This window comes from Mesorhizobium sp. M6A.T.Ce.TU.016.01.1.1, assembly GCF_003997065.1.
GTDB lineage: Bacteria > Pseudomonadota > Alphaproteobacteria > Rhizobiales > Rhizobiaceae > Mesorhizobium > Mesorhizobium mediterraneum.
Window position 1 is genome coordinate 45,590 of record NZ_RZTJ01000026.1, and the last position, 18,283, is coordinate 63,872.

Annotated in this window: 13 protein-coding genes and 3 pseudogenes; 10 read left to right on the plus strand and 6 right to left on the minus strand. The window is 58.8% G+C overall.

Annotated features, from left to right (window positions below; translation table 11 throughout):
- Positions 1-99: 99 nt before the first annotated feature.
- From EOC94_RS29370 to EOC94_RS29385, 4 genes are all read right to left on the minus strand, one after another.
- Entirely contained in the window at positions 100-2,226 is a 2,127-nt protein-coding gene (locus EOC94_RS29370) for an ABC transporter ATP-binding protein (protein ID WP_245465680.1), read from the minus strand.
- Positions 2,219-3,097 carry an ABC transporter permease gene (locus tag EOC94_RS29375; RefSeq protein WP_127294972.1) on the minus strand — a complete coding sequence of 293 codons (879 nt, stop codon included), beginning with the start codon at positions 3,095-3,097 and terminating at the stop codon, positions 2,219-2,221. The genes EOC94_RS29370 and EOC94_RS29375 overlap by 8 nt, the downstream gene beginning before the upstream one ends.
- Entirely contained in the window at positions 3,094-4,047 is a 954-nt protein-coding gene (locus EOC94_RS29380) for an ABC transporter permease (RefSeq protein ID WP_127294973.1), read from the minus strand. The genes EOC94_RS29375 and EOC94_RS29380 overlap by 4 nt, the downstream gene beginning before the upstream one ends.
- A gap of 70 nt (positions 4,048-4,117) precedes the next feature.
- On the minus strand, positions 4,118-5,782 hold the full coding sequence (locus tag EOC94_RS29385; protein ID WP_127294975.1) for an ABC transporter substrate-binding protein: 1,665 nt from the start codon (positions 5,780-5,782) through the stop codon (positions 4,118-4,120).
- 329 nt (positions 5,783-6,111) lie between these two features.
- Between EOC94_RS29385 and EOC94_RS29390 the strand changes: the two genes are divergently transcribed.
- From EOC94_RS29390 to EOC94_RS29410, 5 genes and pseudogenes are all read left to right on the plus strand, one after another.
- Positions 6,112-6,333 (plus strand): hypothetical protein, encoded by a 222-nt coding sequence (locus EOC94_RS29390; RefSeq protein ID WP_148128441.1) that lies wholly within the window; start codon positions 6,112-6,114, stop codon positions 6,331-6,333.
- Positions 6,334-6,527: 194 nt separating this feature from the next.
- A pseudogene (locus tag EOC94_RS29395) lies at positions 6,528-6,732 on the plus strand (transposase); the annotation flags it as partial.
- A gap of 460 nt (positions 6,733-7,192) precedes the next feature.
- The gene (locus tag EOC94_RS29400; RefSeq protein WP_185928351.1) at positions 7,193-8,191 is read left to right on the plus strand and encodes an L-histidine N(alpha)-methyltransferase; all 999 of its coding nucleotides are present in this window, start codon (positions 7,193-7,195) and stop codon (positions 8,189-8,191) included.
- 20 nt (positions 8,192-8,211) lie between these two features.
- Positions 8,212-9,111, plus strand: coding sequence for an aminotransferase class III-fold pyridoxal phosphate-dependent enzyme (locus tag EOC94_RS29405; RefSeq protein WP_185928352.1), 900 nt, complete (start codon positions 8,212-8,214; stop codon positions 9,109-9,111).
- A 20-nt stretch (positions 9,112-9,131) separates the two neighbouring features.
- Positions 9,132-10,490: an MmgE/PrpD family protein gene (locus EOC94_RS29410; protein WP_127294983.1), complete on the plus strand. Its 1,359-nt coding sequence runs from the start codon at positions 9,132-9,134 to the stop codon at positions 10,488-10,490.
- A gap of 491 nt (positions 10,491-10,981) precedes the next feature.
- On the opposite strand, the gene EOC94_RS29420 is transcribed toward EOC94_RS29410, so the two are convergent.
- Positions 10,982-12,460, minus strand: a complete 1,479-nt coding sequence (locus EOC94_RS29420) for an NAD-dependent succinate-semialdehyde dehydrogenase (RefSeq protein WP_127294985.1) — start codon at positions 12,458-12,460, stop codon at positions 10,982-10,984.
- A 311-nt stretch (positions 12,461-12,771) separates the two neighbouring features.
- The gene (locus EOC94_RS29425; protein WP_127294987.1) at positions 12,772-14,061 is read right to left on the minus strand and encodes an aminotransferase class V-fold PLP-dependent enzyme; all 1,290 of its coding nucleotides are present in this window, start codon (positions 14,059-14,061) and stop codon (positions 12,772-12,774) included.
- A 323-nt stretch (positions 14,062-14,384) separates the two neighbouring features.
- On the opposite strand from EOC94_RS29425, the pseudogene istA reads away from it, so the two are divergent.
- The 5 genes and pseudogenes from istA to EOC94_RS29455 all read left to right on the plus strand — a co-directional run bounded on the left by istA (position 14,385) and on the right by EOC94_RS29455 (position 18,282).
- Positions 14,385-15,882: pseudogene (gene istA, locus EOC94_RS29430) on the plus strand (IS21 family transposase).
- A pseudogene (istB, locus tag EOC94_RS29435) lies at positions 15,882-16,738 on the plus strand (IS21-like element helper ATPase IstB). The pseudogenes istA and istB overlap by 1 nt, the downstream one beginning before the upstream one ends.
- A gap of 58 nt (positions 16,739-16,796) precedes the next feature.
- Positions 16,797-17,147, plus strand: a complete 351-nt coding sequence (locus EOC94_RS29440) for a helix-turn-helix domain-containing protein (RefSeq protein WP_127294989.1) — start codon at positions 16,797-16,799, stop codon at positions 17,145-17,147.
- A gap of 321 nt (positions 17,148-17,468) precedes the next feature.
- Entirely contained in the window at positions 17,469-18,014 is a 546-nt protein-coding gene (locus EOC94_RS34855; protein WP_127294993.1) for a DDE-type integrase/transposase/recombinase, read from the plus strand.
- Positions 18,015-18,096: 82 nt separating this feature from the next.
- Positions 18,097-18,282, plus strand: a complete 186-nt coding sequence (locus EOC94_RS29455) for a hypothetical protein (protein WP_127294995.1) — start codon at positions 18,097-18,099, stop codon at positions 18,280-18,282.
- Position 18,283: the final 1 nt, after the last annotated feature.

The window sequence follows — 18,283 nt, forward strand, 5'->3', positions numbered from 1 at the left end:
TCGTCGTGCGCCTCTCGGGCTAGCCGAGTCAGCTCTAACGGCGTCACCTTGCCGGCGTTCACAAGGGAGGCCAAACCGGTGGCATCGCTTTCTACATACTCACTGAGTCTCATTCGAAAAAGCCTCTCGTACGTTGCATTTGGACGGCAAGTTCATTCGGTGCTCCCCTTGATGGCCGTCTGCTGTAAAATGGATCACCCCGTTGCCTTTCTGCGGCGTCTTCGAGCTTTGGAGCTTGGCAAGCTCCGCATAGGGGATATGGCAACGGATCGAGTGGCCGGGGTGCGCCTCGCTGAGCGGTGGCTCCTGCTGCTCGCAGATCGCTCCGATCTTGCGCGGACAGCGTGTGTGGAACACGCAACCGGAAGGCGGATGGGTGGCGCTGGGGATCTCACCGTCAAGACGAATGCGGGCCGTCTCGGTCTGATCGAGTTTTGGCACGGCCGACAGCAGCGCTTCGGTATAAGGATGATGCGGGCCGGAAAAGACGTCTTCGGAGGGTCCAAGTTCCATGATGCGGCCAAGATAGAGCACGGCGATCTTGTCGGAGAGATAACGCACCACGCCAAGGTCATGCGAGATGAAGATGTAGCTGACGTCTTCCTTCGACTGCAGGTCGGCAAGCAGGTTGAGGATCGCCGCCTGCACCGACACGTCGAGCGCCGAGGTCGGCTCGTCGCACACCACAATGCGCGGATCGCCGGCGAAGGCGCGTGCGATGGCGACACGCTGTTTCAGTCCGCCCGACAGCTGGCGCGGCTTGACGGCAAGATGTCGGTCTGTCAGCCGCACCGAACTGACGAGATCGTTGAGGCGGGCCTCCAGCGCCTTGCCGCTCAAGCCTGCCAGCCGCTTCAGCGCGCGGCCGATCAGATATCGGATAGAATGCGAGCGGTTGAGTGCTGAATCCGGGTTCTGGAAGACGATCTGCATCGCCTTGATCTGATCGTCGCTACGGTTCTCAAGCCGCGGCGCCAGTGCCTTGCCCTCGAGCTCGATGGTGCCGCCTGCGTCCGGCGGCACCAGGCCGAGCAGCAGCCTGGCGAAGGTCGTCTTGCCGCTGCCGGATTCGCCAACCAGCCCGAGCGTCTCGCCTGACCGCAGCGTGAGTGATACGTCCTTCACCGCCCGTACGACGTTACCATACGTCTTGTTCAGCCCGGCGACGCGCAGCACCGGCACGGCTGTCACCTTCGCGGCAAGCGGCGGCGCATCGCTCGGCGTCGCGCGCGGCAGCGCCTGCGCCTTGTCGTGATGGAAGCAGCGCGACAGCCGGCCGCCCAGATCATAGAGCGGCGGCAATTCGCTGCGGCAGCGGTCGTCGGCGAGCGCGCAGCGATCGGCGAAGGCGCAGCCCTTGATGTCGGCCCCGATGCCGGGCAGGAAACCCGGAATGGTGTCGAGCCGGCCCTGATCTTTGCGTTGGCCGCCGCGCGGCAGGCAGCGCAGCAGCGCGACTGTATAGGGATGACGCGGATCGTTGAACACGACCTCCGTCGGCCCTTCCTCGACCAGCATGCCGGCATAGAGCACGCCGACCCGGTCGCACATGTTGGAAACGACCGCGAGGTTGTGGCTGATGAACAGGATAGAGGCCGACAGTTCCTGCCTGAGCTGTGCGATCAGGTCGAGCACTTCGGCCTCCACCGTCGCATCGAGGCCGGTGGTCGGCTCGTCGAGGATCAGCATCGACGGATCGTTGGCCAGCGCCATGGCAATCGCCACGCGTTGCTGCATGCCGCCGGAAAGCTGGTGCGGGTAGCGCTGCATGACGCTGACGGGGTCGGAGATGCGCACGCGGTTCAGCATCGCAATCGCCCGGTCGGTGGCCGCTTGTCCCGAAATGCCGCCGAGTTCAAAAATCTCGGTCAGCTGACGGCCGACGCGGATCGATGGGTTCAGCGCCTTGCCCGGGTCCTGATAAACCATTGAGACGCTTTCCGCGCGGACGCGTCGCAGTGCTTCGCCGTCGAGCTTCATGACGTCCTTGCCATCCAGCGAGATCGCGCCGCCGGTGATCGAGCCGTTCCTAGGGAGGTAGCGAACGACGGTGAGCGCCACTGTGGATTTGCCGCAGCCGGATTCACCGACCAGCCCATAGGCCTCGCCTTGGCCGATTGTGAGGCTGAGATTGCGCAGCACGGCGCGGTTGTGGCCGGCGACATGGTAGGCAACCGATAGCTCGGTAAGTTCGAGCGCGTTCTTGGCCTTGGCGGACTTAGTCATTGAGTGCTCCGTGAACGCCGTCGGCTACCAGATTGACGCCGATGACCAGCGAGGCGATGGCAAGCGCGTCGAACAGCACCGTCCACCAGAAGCCGCCGCCGATCATGCCGTAATTGGTGGAGATCGAGAGCGCCCAGTCGGGCGAGGGGGGCTGGATGCCGAAGCCCATGAAGGAAAGCGTGGCGACCGCGAAAATGGCATAACCAAGCCGCACCGTTGTTTCAACCAGGATCGGCGGCATGACATTGGGCAGGATCTCGACGAACATCGTATGCACAGCACTTTCATGCCGAAGCTGTGCGGCAGCGACATAGTCGAGTTCGCGCTCGGCCAGAACCGCGGAGCGCACGGTGCGAGCGATGATTGGAGCGAAGCTGAGGCCGATGACGACGATGACTGTCGTTTTGGAGGTACCGAGCGCGACGATGGCGAGTAACGCCACGATCGTCACCGGGATCGCCATCAAGGCTTCGAGGATGCGGCTGACGACATCATCGACGATGCCGCGGAAATAGCCGGTGAGCAGACCGAGCGCCGTGCCGGCCACGGTCGCCAGCAAGGTTGCCAGCGGTGCGACGGTCAGGATGTCGCGCGAGCCGACAATGACGCGCGAGAAGACGTCGCGGCCGATCTGGTCGGTGCCGAACCAGTGTTCGGCCGAAGGTGGTGATAGCGCGTTGATAATGTCGTCCGCGAGCGGGTCATAGAGCGCGAAATGTTCGCCAAACAGCGCACAGGCAACCCAGAACAGCACGATGGCGAGACCGGTGAGGAAGGTGCCGGAGCGCAGTAGCGAAAACAGCACCTCCGCAAGCGGGCCGCGCCGGCGCGTGTTGTCTTGTGCCGGCGAGGTAGTTTGGAGAGCGCTCATTGATCTGACCCCAGCCGGATACGCGGATTGAGCACGGAATAGAGAAAGTCGGCGGCAAGTGTCACCACCGCATAGACGATGCCTATAGTGAGGCTTCCGGCTTCCAGCATCGGGAAATCCTTGCCGCGCGCGGCGGTGAAAATCAGAGAGCCGATGCCCTGGTAGCGGAACAGCGTCTCGATGACCACGAGGCCGCCGATGAGATAGCCGGTCTGCGTCGCGATCACGGTGATGGTCGGTAGCAGCGCGTTGCGCAGAACATGCCGCCAGATTACCGTGCGCCATGGCAGGCCCTTGAGCACCGCTGTCCGCGTGTAGTCGGAATCGAGCGCCTCGATCATGCCGGAGCGTGCCATGCGGGCGATGTAGCCGAACAGCACCAGGAATAGCGGCAGCGACGGCAGGATCAGATAATGGAGTTGGGTGAAGAAGCCGGCGCCCTCCGGCCAGGCGGCGGCGATCGGCAGCCAGCGCAACCAGACCCCGAAGATCAGGATCAGGATGATGCCGGTGACGAACTCCGGCAGCACAGTCACCGACAGGCCGCCCAGGCTGATGATGCGGTCGAGCGGCCGGTTGAGGTTGAGCGCGGCGATCACCCCGCCGAGGATGCCGATCGGCACCACCAGCACGAAGGCGACCAGCGCCAGCTTCATCGAATTGCCGAGCGCATCGAGGACGAAGGGCGCCACCGGCGCGCGGAAGACATAGGACGTTCCCATGTCACCATGCAGGAAATTCCAGATCCAGGTCCCGTATTGGGTAAGCAGCGGTCGGTCGATGCCGAGCGAGTGATTGAGCGCGTCAACGGCGCGCTGGTCGGCAAACGGGCCCAATATGGCGCGTCCGACATTCCCGGGCAGCACCTGGCCACCCAGAAACACCATGATGCTGAGCAGGAACAGCGTGACAAGCGAAAGAGAGGCCCGCCGGAAAAGGAACGAGAGAATGGCTTATACTCCGTATGTAGCCAGCCCCCATGCGGGAGATGGCTGTTACAGGATCGGCTTTCGCTTCCGATTAGGATTTCGATGCTTTGTCCAGGAAAAGTTGTGTACTCGGGCTCGGCTGGACGCCGGTTACGCCTTTCGCGGTCGGCATCAGATAATCGTAGAAGTATCCGAAGATGACCGGCGTTTCCTCGAGCAGCAGGTTCTGGATCTTGCCAGCCGCCGCTTTCTGCGCCTCCAAGTCAAGGGCCGCGATGTAGCTGGAGACGAGCGTGTCGTAGGCCTTGTTCCTGAAATGCGCGGCGTTCCAGGCGCCGCCGCTTGTCAGCGGAGCGGCTAGCAAGACGTTCGGCACGCCGCGGTGACCGTAGTCGCAAATCCCCATCACTGAATCCAGCCAGGGCGATTTTCCGAACACCGCGTCGCCATAATAGGCGCCTTGCTCGAGGATGTTGAGCTCCATCTCGATGCCGATCTCTTTGACCCAATTCTGAATGAGCTGGGCGTATGCGGGAATTTCGATAGCGTACTCGGTGGTCAGCGTCACCTTGAACCCCGCGCCGGCTCCCGCCGCTTCCATGAGCTGCTTGGCCTGCCCAATGTCCTGCTTGCGCTGCGGCACGCTCGCGTCAGTCGAAGGGTAGACTGGGGCAAACGGGCTGTCGTTGCCCGGCACCGCGCGGCCCTTCATCAACCCGGCAACCAGCTTATCGCGATCGAGGCAGAGCGCGATGGCGCGCCGTACGCGTGGATCCTTGAACGGACCGGAATCACAGCGCATGTGAAACTGGTTATGCAAGGACGACTTCACACTTATGATCTCGAAGTCCGGATCGTTAAGCAGGCCAATCCCGGCCAGCGCCGATATTTGGCAGATGACGTCCACCTGACCACCCTGCAGCGCCAGGATCTTCGACTGCTCATCGGCGAAGAAGGTGAATTCGGTGCGAGCGGGAAGCGCCTTCTCACCCCAGTAATCGTCGTTGCGCACGAACGATGCCCCGACCTTGGGTGTGTATCTCTCGATCCTGAACGGCCCGGTGCCGTCGAAGCTCTTCTCGTAGTCGCCATTGTAGCTGGCAGGCAGAATGATGGCATTGTAATTGTCCGACGACATCATGTAGGGGAAGTTGCCGTTGGGCGCGTCGAGGTGGAACTCGACCGTATAGTCGTCGACCTTCCTGGTAGCGCCTTTCTGCAGGATGCCGGTGAATACCGACAGCGCATTGGATGAATTGGCTGGATCGGCCAGCCGGTCGATGCTGGCGACGACATCGTCGGCCTTCATCTCGGAGCCGGAATGAAATTTGACTCCTTGGCGCAGCTTGAACGTCCAGACATCACCCTTGTCGTTGGGTTTCCAGCTTTGTGCCAGTTGCGGACGAAGTACCAGGCCAGGGCCGTCGACGCAGAGGAACTCGCCGACTTGTTGCAATAGCACAAAACCAGGGCTGTCAGAGGTGGTCACCGGATCGATGGCCGCAGCGGGCTGGCCGAGGGCGACTCGGATGGTGGCGCCGGGCGCACCTTGTGCCCATGCCACCGAGGCCATTCCGCCTAAGCCCGCGCCGGCAGTTATGCCGCCCAGCAGCGGCAGCGACAGGCCAAGCAGGCTACCGTGGCGGATGAAGTCGCGGCGGCTGACACGGCCGTCGACGAGGCCATCGATGAGATGGTTTTCCAGCGACGAGCGGTTGTGCCGGATGAGATCGAGAATCCGATAGTTCTTTCCCATGAGTCTTCCCCTATTGTACATTGTTTCTTGAATAATTGACGAGTTCCGTACTGTTCTCCCTCCCCGGCCCGTCACGCGAACTGTCGACCGGAACTCCAACATGCTGTCTCACCCCGTCCGTCGTTGCTGGGCAACGGAAGGCCTCTTACTTTTTTGAGATACTAGCGACATGGGCAAAGAAAGAGTTGCCGAATATTACCTCCAAAACGAAAAAGGTTTCGGAGAGAACGTTCGGGTCAACAAAAAGAGGCTCTATGCATTCCGGTGCTCGTTTGAAGCGACACATCGCCGGGACACGCCATTCCCCTCCGGCCAACAACGCTTCAGCAGTGACCGGGGCTGATCAGGGATGGCATCGCCATATTTGGGCAAGTCATAAAGACTATCGGGAGCGGCTTGCCTCTGCCGGATGGCGCAAGCTGGCCGTGCCGCAGGCGATCGTCAACCACGCGATCGGGGCCGCCCGCGCCTGGACCGCCAAGGCCCGTGACATTGCCGGCGTGGCTGGGCGTCCCCGATTGCGCCATACGCTCGGCCTGCTACGCTGGTGACATTTCTCGGTCATTGTTGTGGCTGATTACGACGAGAACGACGCGAGGATACCCGCTGACGTACGGCTATGTCTGCGCATGCTCAAGGCAGCGCAGGGTCGTGAGGAACAGATCCTTGAGAAGGATCGCAGGGTTCGGACGAGTGCGCATGAGACCGAGCTTGGTCGCAGGTTGATGGATACCAAGCGTCGCTGGCGGGTGCCCTCGTGGCGACCGTCGCTGATGCGCATGCGTTCAAGTCGGGGCGCTGTCTGTGTTGGGCTTGGATCGGGCTCGTGCCGAAGCAGAACTCTAGCGGGGGAAAGGAGAAGCTCGGCAGCATCTCCAACGCCGGCAATCGCTTACCTGCGACAGTTGCTCCTAGTCGGCGCAATGGCAGTTATCCGCTATGCCGAACGGAACGGGACTGGCCGCCATGCTCGTGCAGTTGATCGCGCGGCAAATAAACCCTAGGTGGTCATCACCACGGCGCGCCACCAACGCCCAACCAACTGTTTCAGCGCAATCGCAAGGTTTGCCTGATCAGCAGCTTAAGGGGCCGCCCATTCTCCGACACTTGATGTAGGCAACCGACAGCTGCTGTCGGGTCTGTCGGCTCCTCGACACAATGTTAACGCCTTGGCTCCCACTGCACCCCATTTAAGTCATTGAACAACACTTAGAAAAAGCCTTTCCAACGCTCTCTCGGCGAAATTGGCACGACTTTTGAAGTTACCTTTCTATGAAACGGCGGGAGCCGCCAACGATATTCGTGCCCTTGGTGACAACGTCAATACGCAGCCGTTCCGTACGTATCCCTAATATACCATTATTGAATGGAGTAATCTGTATGGCTCTACATCTTTCCGGGACAACCGCAGTGGCTACACGCAATAAATATGAGATCCTCGGCGCTGACGTACCCGAAGAAACGTTATTCAAGGGCGACCTATTGGTCGCGTCCTTATCGGAATCACCGCGCAGCGTGAACTCCATTTATTACTACGATAATGCAGGTTCCCGCCTATTTGAACGTCTCTGCCAGGAGGAAACATATTACCTGTTCAGAACTGAAAAGGACATACTAGCCAAACATGCAACGTCCATAGCCGACATTACAGGTCCTATCTCCATCATTGAGCTGGGATCTGGAAACGCCGAAAAAACGACTCTTTTATTTGATGCATACATGAAGCAACACGGCCGCACTTTGTATGCTGCCATCGACATCAATCGCTTGATCTTGGAGAGCGCGGCTGTGAACATTTTCTCCGTGACAACCGATTTGGACTTCTTAGGAATTGTCGGGACCTACCAAACCGGACTTGCGCAAGTTGCCAATCTAATTGGACCAAAGCTTCTAGTTTGCCTCGGCAGCACTATGGGAAACATGCACGATGACGAATTGCACGATCTCCTCCTGTCGGCGCAATCGGCTTTGTCTTCTGGCGACTATCTTTTGATCGGGATCGATTTGGACAAAGAAACAAAAATCCTAGAAGCGGCCTACAATAATCAAACGGCGATCCTGACCAACTTATGCATCCTACAACATTTGAACTGGCGCTTCAATGGAGATTTTCAACTATTCCAGTTTCGACACGTGGCATTCCATAATAAGCCTCTGCATCGAATGGAGAGTCATCTGGAGGCAACGCAGGAACAAATAATCAATCTCAAAAATCTGGATTTCTCCTTTCGTCTCCATAAGGGAGAGATGATTAGGACGGAGATCATGCGGAAGGTTGAATTGCATGCCTTTCACAAGCTTCTCGATTTGTATAACTTCCGGCCGGTTCACCATTGGACGGACTCGGGCCAGAAGTATGCCGTTTCTCTGTTTCAACTAGGTGCAGAGCCGACAGAACTCGAATCATGACGTCCTTTGGAGAAAGTTCGATGAGAGAGGACATTGAGTCGGAAGCGCGGAGCTATTGTCTCTTCTACCCTGCAAGGTTCGTCGGAGCGAACGGGAGTTATCTGATCGCCGAGACCGGTGACAAACACCTCGACTTTTTAGCCGGGTGCGGGTCATTAAACTATGGACACAACGGCAAAGCGATGCAGTCTGCCCTTCAAGACTACATCTCGAACGACGGGTTTGCCCTTGGGTCCGACCTCCGCACACGCGCCAGGCAGGAGTTTATTGACAGATTCGAGCTGTTGATCTTGCGTCCAAGATCGCTTGAATATCGGATTCGATTCACCGGCCCCACCGGCGCCAATGCCGTCGAGGCTGCCATCAAGCTCGCACGCAAGGTGACCGGTCGCAGCAACATCACCGCGTTTACCAACGCTTTTCATGGGTGTTCGCTCGGTGCGTTAGCGCTTACGGCGAATTTTTACCACCGTGGAGCATCCGCTTCGATGCTCCACGGCGTTCATCGCGCGATGTACGATGGCTATCTCGGGCTCAACTGCGATACGTCCGAATTGCTTCGAAAACAGTTGAGTGACCCGTCCGGCGTGATAGACCGACCAGCTGCAGTCATTCTCGATATTGTGCAAGCCGAAGGCGGAAGGCGTCGTACGAAGACGGGTCGAAATCAGGCCCGGGATCTTGATTCGTGTGTTGTTCGTAAATCGGCGCTGAGGTTAGCCGCAGAGACAGCCCCCAATCGGAGATTGCTGCCGCATCGTAGCCCAGCGCAAGGCGTCATCGACAAGCGGATCCTGCGCGCCAACCGATGGAGAGGCCGGCCTTCTAACGGCGTCGCAATTTGCCAAGCTATGCGGCATCCAACGGTATTTAGAATGGAAGTCCCTGGAAAACTATCATCTTGGGAATTGGCTGCATAAGAGATTGTGCGAGGTTAAACGTGATCACCTTTTCCGAATTTGCCGGTAGTCTGACCTGCGATACCATTCCCGAGGAAGTCCGTGCCATTCTCAGGCGCAGTTTTGCAGACACGCTCGGAGTTGCCGTGGTGGGCGCAACAACGCAGATCTCGTCGATCACCCGGGAGATTGCCGATCGCCTATGGCGCTCGTCGCCTGAAATCGGAGCGGCCAGGATGATTTTCGACGGGCGCCCCGTCAGCCCGGCGGGAGCGGCCTTCGCTGGCGCCTTTACCATTGATTCGATCGATGGCCACGATAACAACAGCCCCTGCAAGGGTCACGCTGGTTCAGCGGTGTTTCCTGCGCTGCTCGCTGTAGCGGATTCGCTTAGGCCTTCGGGCACCGCAATTTCCGGAAAGGAATTCATGGTTGCGCTGGCCGTTGCTTATGAGGTTGCTTACCGCGCGGGTCTGACGCTTCACGGCACCGTCTCCGACTACCACACTTCAGGGGCGTGGACAGCAGTCGGCGTGGCGGCGGGAGTCTCCCGACTGCTGGGGCTCAGCCAGGAGCAGACGCGCCATGCAGCGGGTATTGCAGAGTATCACGGTCCTCGCAGCCAAATGATGCGCTGCATCGATTTCCCGACCATGCTGCGCGACGGCGTCGGCTGGGGCGCGCCTTCAGGCGTCATGGCGGCCTATTTGGCCCAACTCGGCTTCACTGGTGCACCGGCGATCACGGCCGAGGGGGCTGACGCCGAGCCCTGGTGGCGCGATCTCGGAGAGGCTTGGCGTATAGCTGAAGATACTTCGTACAAACCCTATCCGGTCTGTCGCTGGGCGCATCCATCGATCGATGCCGCGCGCGATCTGATGCGTGACAACAGCCTTTCCAGCAAGGATGTCACGCGCGTCCGCATTCAGACGTTCCATTATGCCGTCCGGCTTGCCGGTTACAACCCGAAGACGCTGGACGAAATGAGCTATTCGATCGCGTTCCCGGTTGCGACGATGATCGTGCGTGGCAAAATAGGGCCGCAGGAGCTTCTGCCCGAGGTTCTGCAGGATGAAGAAATCCGACGCATTTCCAATGCCACCGAGCTTGTTGAAACCGAGCATTACACCCGCATTAGCGTGGGCAAGCGCTGGGCCGACGTGACGCTTTACCTAAAGGACGGCCGCCGACTCATCTCGGAGCCGCGCACGCCGAAAGGCGATCGCGACAATCCCATGAGCGCAGAAGAGTTCCACAGCAAATACGTCAATTTCACGAACGGTTTGATCAGCCAGGGCAGGGCCGAGGAGATGGAAGCGATGGCGCTGTCATTCGATCGATTGGACAGCAAAGGGCTTAACCGTCTGATCGGCTTGATCATTGCGCCACTTGACGACTGATCGTCGAGGCCGGATTTATTTCCGCCGGGTGTTCTTTTCGACCCGTCCCGCGGGGCAACCTCTATGAATGTTCAGGAGAGCCGCTGAAGCAACGGCGCAAGAGACCGAGACCCAAGGGAGCGCCGGTCCCACGAAAATGCGCGTCGATTTTTTTGCGCGGTCCACAGACCGACGGAACGCCGCCCCAGCGTCCGCCGCCCACCCTCTTAGCGCGTCGATCTCGGTCGTCCTGTGAGATGCTCCAGCTTCGAAGGCGCGCCGGGCCTGCGCCACACATTCACTGTGGCCGTTAGTTCACGCATGTGTGACAGCGACCACCGGATCTGTGGGAATGTGCGGAAGCAGTCGCTCTCAAACATATGCGTTTATCGGCGGGCGGCGGCGCGCCACGCATCAAGTCGAGCTCGCGCGGATCGGACGCGTGGCCGTCAGATAGTGCCGTCCTTCGAATCCGAGCATCCCCATTAAAGATTTCCTTTCTATATATGGGATCACACGCTCAGGCACACGTATTTCATCTCTGTATAATCATCGATACCGTATTTTGACCCTTCTCTGCCGAGGCCCGATTGCTTGATGCCACCAAAAGGCGCAACTTCCGTGGAGATCAGCCCAGTGTTAACCCCGACCATGCCGCACTCTAGAGCCTCCGCCACACGAAAGACCTTCGAGACATCTCGAGAATAGAAGTAGGAAGCCAAGCCAAACTCTGTGTTGTTGGCCATTTCTATGACTTGCTCCTCAGTCGAAAACTTGAACAACGGCGCGACCGGGCCGAACGTCTCTTCCCTGGAGAGACGCATATCCATCGTCGCGCCGGTCAAGACAGTGGGCTCAAAAAAGAGACCGCCTTGGCATGCAGGCTTGCCGCCAACCTCCACTGTAGCCCCCTGAGCTACCGCGTCGGCGACGTGCTCCAATACCTTCTTCAACGCATTCCGGTCGATGAGAGGGCCTGTCGCTACCCCTTCGTCAAAGCCGTCGCCGATTTTCATCTGGCGGACGCGCTCGGCAAGCTTGGCCGCGAAGGCATCGTAGATGCCTTCCTGAATGTAAAGCCGATTGGCGCAGACGCATGTTTGCCCGGCATTGCGGTATTTGGAAATCATTGCGCCTTCGACGGCAGCGTCGAGATCGGCGTCATTGAATACGATGAAGGGCGCGTTACCACCGAGCTCGAGGCCGAGCTTTAAGATCTGCTCTGCGCCTTGCCGCATTAGAATTCTTCCAACATTGGTCGAGCCAGTAAACGTAAGCTTCCGGACCTTCCTATTGCTGCAGAATTCCTGGCCAACCATCGCCGCATCGGTTGTGGTGAGCACAGAAAATAGGCCGGGTGGCAAACCGGCGCGTTCGGCAAGGAGAGCCAGGGCCAGCGCGGATAGGGGTGTCTGAGCTGCAGGTTTTGATACCATGCTGCAACCAGCAGCGATTGCCGGGGCCATTTTGCGGGCAAGCATCGCGTTCGGGAAGTTCCACGGCGTGATGGCCCCAACAACTCCGATGGGCTGCTTGATGACAATGATGCGCTTGTCCGGCTGATGACCCGGAATGGTGTCGCCGTAAACTCTCTTGGCTTCTTCACCGAACCACTCGACGTAGGACGCGCCATAAAGGATCTCTCCCTTCGCCTCCGGCCATGGTTTTCCCATCTCCAAGGTGAGGATGGTGGCAAGATCCTCGACGTTCGATACTATGAGGTCGTACAGTTTTCGCAGGACTGCGGCGCGCTCCTTGCCCGTCGTTTTCGCCCAGCTCTTCTGGGCAACATGAGCAGCATCAATCGCCGACCTGACCTCTCCTTCACCGAGATCTGGAAGGGTTGCGAGGACTTCGCCGGTTGAAGGATTGGTGACCTCGAACATGAGGCCCCTTGAACTTGCCGCTACCCAGCCAGTCCCCACAAGAGCTTTGTCCGTCGCTAACGACTTGTCTTTCAACTTTGCAAGAACTGTTTCAGAAAGTGCCATTGCCTTCTCCGTATCGGCGCAATTCAAGAGTCGCCGTTTATGTCAAACCGGATAGAACTTTGCCTCTATTTGGCATTGGATTGTCCAAGGATGGACAGCTTGCAGAAACGCAGAGCATTCTCACGCAATCGCCTGGTCTAATCGATCGCCACGGAATAGATTCCTCACATGCACCTCTCAGACGGTTTCCGGCAAAACTGCTGCACTCTTCCCTCCACAGCCACATCCGGTGAGGATGCGCCCACCGGCGGCTAGCCCTTTCAAGGATTCCGACATATTGAAACCTGTATAAATCACAACTAAATACCGGTTCAGTCCAACAATTCGTCGGAATAGACCACGGCTGGATAAGGAGCGCTGAAACCTTCGCGCCGCACAGCTTCCACCGCTTTCTCAAGGTCATTTACCAGCAGTGTTATATACTCGTCTCGTAGCGGGCCAAGCACAAGCTGTATTGCCTCTGGATCCTTTAATATATTTATGTTCCACCCGTACTTCTTCATCTTCGCCGCAATCGCATAGATATCCGAGTAATCGCTGCCAATTCCAACTACGTTAAGCTCCGCTCCACCGACTATTTTTAGACCAACGCACTGTTTAACGAAGGCCAATATGGCATCTCTCAGCTTGAGAATTTGAGTTGCCCGCGAAAGGTATCCGTCCCGCCCCAGGTAACGCATGACTGCCCAAGCTGAAGCGATTGCGCCACCATTACGGGTCCCGGTAAGAACCGGTGAGCGATAGAGCCCTGCTGCCCATGTGTCGAAAATGAAGGGTTGGTTGCGCGCGATTTCTCTATTTTTATAGAAAACACCTGAAACACCCTTGCCGCTGTAGCCGTACTTATGAAAGTCCGCAGAAATCGAACTCACGCCAGGGACTCGAAAATCGAAGTCGGGAACATCTCGTCCGAGCTCGCGCACAAAAGGCGCCAAAAACCCACCCACGCAAGCGTCCACATGCAACCAAATCCCGTGTTTGCTGGCAATTTCTGCTACTTCTCGAACTGGGTCACAAACGCCATGCGACCAGGATGGCAGGGAAGCCAGCATCATCACTGTGTTCTTGGTAACTGCTTCGGACATTGCCGAAACATTTGCGCGAAAATTTGCATCCACCGGCACGCGACGAAGGGAATATCCGAAGTACCGTTCATATTTCTCGAATGTGGGATAGCCTGTCTGCGGGATTACTATTTCTGGTTGGGTAATATCCGGCCGTCTTTCTTTGGCGTTCGACAGGGCAGCAGCAGTCGCGAGAAAAAGGCTCTCGGATCCGCCGCTTGTCACGGCCCCGGTTGCGTCATTTCCTGCATGGAACAAACCAAGCGCCATCTGCATTAGATCGCGTTCAAATTTTACCACGGTAGGGTAGTTGTTGCCCTTCGTAAAAAAGGCGAGGTGAGCGGCCTTGGCGACTTCGAACGTGCCATCATCAATAAGGAGCCCGCGGTCGTTGAGCCATCGATCTGGGAACGTCGAGCGCGGGTCTGCATCTTGTGAACGCAGCTGCTCTAGTTCTTGTTCGATCTCGTCCCGAGTGATGCCACTCTGGGGAAACGTGTAGGCAGTAGTAGGAGTCTCACATAGTGTGGCTGGCATATTCTACTTTCCATGGGTACACAGCAGGAGGGGAATCCTAGCAAACCGGGCATGATAAGTGTTTTTGTTTTCGGATGTCGTTTGAAAAAGTCCTTTTGTGAATCTTCAATAAGGAAGCTCCAGCTGATGACGCCGATTGTAGGCGCGTCCCGGGTACACGAACGCTAACCCTTCAGGTTCCGACGATTTACCAACGTATAATGATGCCTAATGTGAATCGGCGTGCAAAATTGACCCCATAAGGGAATCGGCGTCCAATTTTGCCCCCCCTGATGCTTTGATTTGCGACCATAAGCTCGTCGTGGCGAGCGGATGGTGTGGGGATGAAGTCGGTGGATACGATTGCCCGGGTTCGGCGTGCCTTCCATGTGCAGGGATGGTCGCTCAAGCGGATTTGCCGCGAGCTGCATGAGTCGCGGAACACCGTCCGCAAGATTCTCAGATCCAATGAGACATCGTTCTCCTACGAACGCGAGCGGCAGCCCAAGCCGAAGATCGGTCCGTGGCAGGATCAGCTTGACGGGTTTTTGAATGGCAACCGTGGCAAGGCGGCGCGCGAGCAACTGACACTGATCCGGATTTACGAAGAGCTTTGCAGCCTCGGTTACGAGGGAGGCTATGACGCCGTCCGCCGCTACGCGAAGAGCTGGGCGAAGGCGCAGGGGTCTGCGACGGCGGACGACTATGTGCCGCTGTTCTTCGCGCCGGGCGAGGCCTACCAGTTCGACTGAGCCATGAGATCGTCCTGGTCAACGGCGTGACGGTGACCGTGAAGGTCGCCCATGTCCGGCTCTGCCACAGCCGCATGATGTTCGTCAGGGCCTATCCGCGCGAGACGCAGGAGATGGTGTTCGACGCCCATGACAGGGCCTTTGCCTTCTTCGGCGGCGCCTGCACGCGCGGCATCTAGGACAACATGAAGACGGCGGTGGAAACGATCTTTGTTGGCAAGGACCGCCAATACAATCGCCGCCTCCTGCAGATGTGTAGCCATATCTGGTGCAGCCGGTCGCCTGCACGCCAGCGTCGGGCTGGGAGAAGGGTCAGGTCGAGAACCAAGTCGGGCTGGTGCGCGAGCGCTTCTTCACGCCCAGGCTGCGCTTCAAGGCCTATGAGGAGCTGAACGCCTGGCTGCAGGACAAGTGCGTCGCCTACGCCAAGGCGCACCGTCACATCGAGCAACCGGAACGAACGATCTGGAACGTGTTCGAGGAAGAGCGCGGCAAACTGGTCGAGTATCGCTGCCCCTTCGCCGGGTTCCACACGGTGCCGGCTTCGGTGTCGAAGACCTACACGGTTCGCTTCGACACCAACAAATACTCGGTCCTGTCGACGGCCGTCGGCCGCCCGGTCGAGATCCATGCCTATGCCGACAGGATCGTCATCCGCCAGGACGGCGTGATCGTCGCCGAACATGCCCGCTCCTTCGGCCGGAACGAGACGGTCTACGATCCCTGGCATTACGTCCCTGTACTTGCCCGCAAGCCCGGTGCGCTGCGCAATGGCGCGCCATTCCGGGACTGGGCTCTGCCACCAGCGATGGAGCGTATCCGACGCCGATTAAAAGCGGCGCATGACGGCGATCGGCAGATGGTGTCAATCCTGGCCACGGTGTTGACCAACGGCATCGATGCCGTGGATGCTGCCTGCCAGGAAGCGCCCGATCAGAACGTCTGCTCATCCGCCGTCATCATCAACATCCTGGCGCGGCAGCGCGATCCGGCGCCGGCAGTCACCATTCTCACCCCGGACGCTCTTCGCCTGCAGCACGAACCGCAAGCCGACTGCGCCCGCTACGACAGCCTCAGGGAGGCAAGCTGATGGAACGCACGCAGGTTTTGGAACTGGTGGGCACGCTGAAGCTCTACGGGATGCGGGGGGCCTATGACGAGGTCATGGCGACAGGCATCAAGCGCCAGCACGAGCCGCCGAGAATCGTCGGCGATCTGCTATCGGCCGAGATCGCCGAGAAGCAGGCCCGCTCCATCAAATACCAGCTCACCGTCGCCAAGCTGCCGATCGCCAAGGACATCGATGAGTTCGACTTCGACGGCACGCCGGTCAATGAGGTGTTGGTCCGGGACCTTGCCAACGGCACCTTCGCCGCCGACCAGCGCAACGCCGTGCTCATCGGCGGCACCGGAACCGGCAAGTCGCATCTGGCAATCGCCATTGCCCGCGCCCTGATCCGCAACGGCTCACGTGGCCGCTTCTTTAACGTCGTCGATCTCGTCAACCGGCTCGAGACCGAGCACCGCGGCGGCAAGCAGGGCCGTATCGCCGATTACCTCACCCGGCTCGACTTCGTCGTGCTCGATGAACTCGGCTATCTCCCGTTCGCGCAGGCCGGCGGGCAATTGCTCTTCCACCTGATCAGCAGGCTCTACGAATTATCGTCACCACCAACCTGGCGTTCGGCGAATGGCCCGCCGTCTTCGGCGACGCCAAGATGACGACAGCGCTGCTCGACCGTCTCACCCATCATTGCGAGATCATCGAGACCGGAAACGAATCCTGGCGCTTCAAGACCGCGCCTGATCACCCCATCAAGCTGCCAAGCCCCATCCGCGTTCGCCCAGGCTGCGCAACCCTGACCAGCTCCGCCCGGGCGAACGCTGACCGCCGCGCATTACATAAGGGGGTCAAAATTGGACGCCGATCTGGAGTGCGCCCCTAGGGTGGACAGATCGTCCTGAGGAATTGACCATGGCTGTCGGGTTTTCGGAGAGAGAACCATGGCAAGACATCGTAGTTACAGCATCACGTTTAAGCGCCAGGTGGTGCAGGAATATCTGTCGGGCGAGACGCTGCACAGTTTGGCGAAACGGCATGACGTCACCCGCACCCTGATCCGTGTCTGGATTGGCAAGTATGAGGCAGGCGGCTTCGATGAAGATACGGCTTCTGCCACTCTGATCACGGAATATGAGGCGCGGATCGCCGCGGTTGAGCGGCTGGTCGGCAAGCAGGCTCTGGAGCTGGAGTTTCTAAAGGGGGCTCTGAAAAGCGCTCCACGGCCGAAAAGCGGGACTACATCCGCCATCATCTGCCCCCCGGCCTCTCTGTCGCCGAAGGATGCCGGCTGATGGATCTGGCGCGTTCGACCTTTTATGACCGCCCGGAACGGCCGGCCGATGACACCGCTATCGTCGAGACGATGTTCGCGATCTGCGACGAATTCGAGTTTTATGGCTACCGCCGCGTGGGCGCGGCCTTGCGCCAGCAAGGCTTTGTGGTGAACCACAAGAAAATCCGGCGCCTGATGCGCGATCACGACCTGCAACCGAAGGTCAGACGCCGGTTCGTCGCCACGACCGACAGCAATCACAACAGTCCGATCTTCCCCAATCTGGCAAAGGACATCGTCCCGACCGGTCCGAACCAACTCTGGGTCGGCGACATCACCTATGTCGCCGGTCCGCTTCGTCTACGTCGCCATCATTCTCGATGTCTGGTCGCGCATGATCGTCGGCTACGCCATCAGCCGCGCCATCGATGCCCGCCTGACGGGCGCCGCCTTGCGCGCTGCAATCGAGCGCAGAAAGCCACCGCCAGGCTGCGTTCACCATTCCGATCGCGGCTCCCAATATGCCGCCGAGACTTACCGGCAGCTTCTCACCAGCCACGGTCTAGCCGGCTCGATGGGTCGCAAGGGCAATCCTTGTGACAACGCAAAGGCAGAGAGCTTCATGAAGACCCTGAAGCTCGAGGCGGTCTATCCAATGGCGCTTGAAACCCTCGAGGAGGTTGCCGAGCACCTTCCCGACTTCATCGCCGCCGTGTTTGCCCTACACGGCAATATGACCAACTGCCTTGTCTACGGACCGGTCGCCGGACACATACATGCTATCGATGGGCGAGTGTGTCTGCCGTCGCTGTTGCGGGTTACAAAGGCTATCGCTCTGTTTGCGGCGGATTGGTGCGGAGTGGAGGCTCGAGCCAACCAGGAGTAACCCAGGAACTAGAACATGCTTCCGACCGCTCCTTGTTCTGACCCTTTGCGAGGACTCGGCTGCAGTTCGAAAGGTAAGTGAAATGACTATCAACATTAACGACATTACTGAAAAGGACCGTAACTCGGGCTTGCACCATCGCAACGACTTCGCGACAGGCAAGCCGCCGGTCGTAGCGTCTTCGGCGAATTTCGAACAACAGTTGAACCTGGCCCAGGCGCGTATCTATCCAAACCAGATATCGCATGCGCAGCCGCCTAGCAATTAGT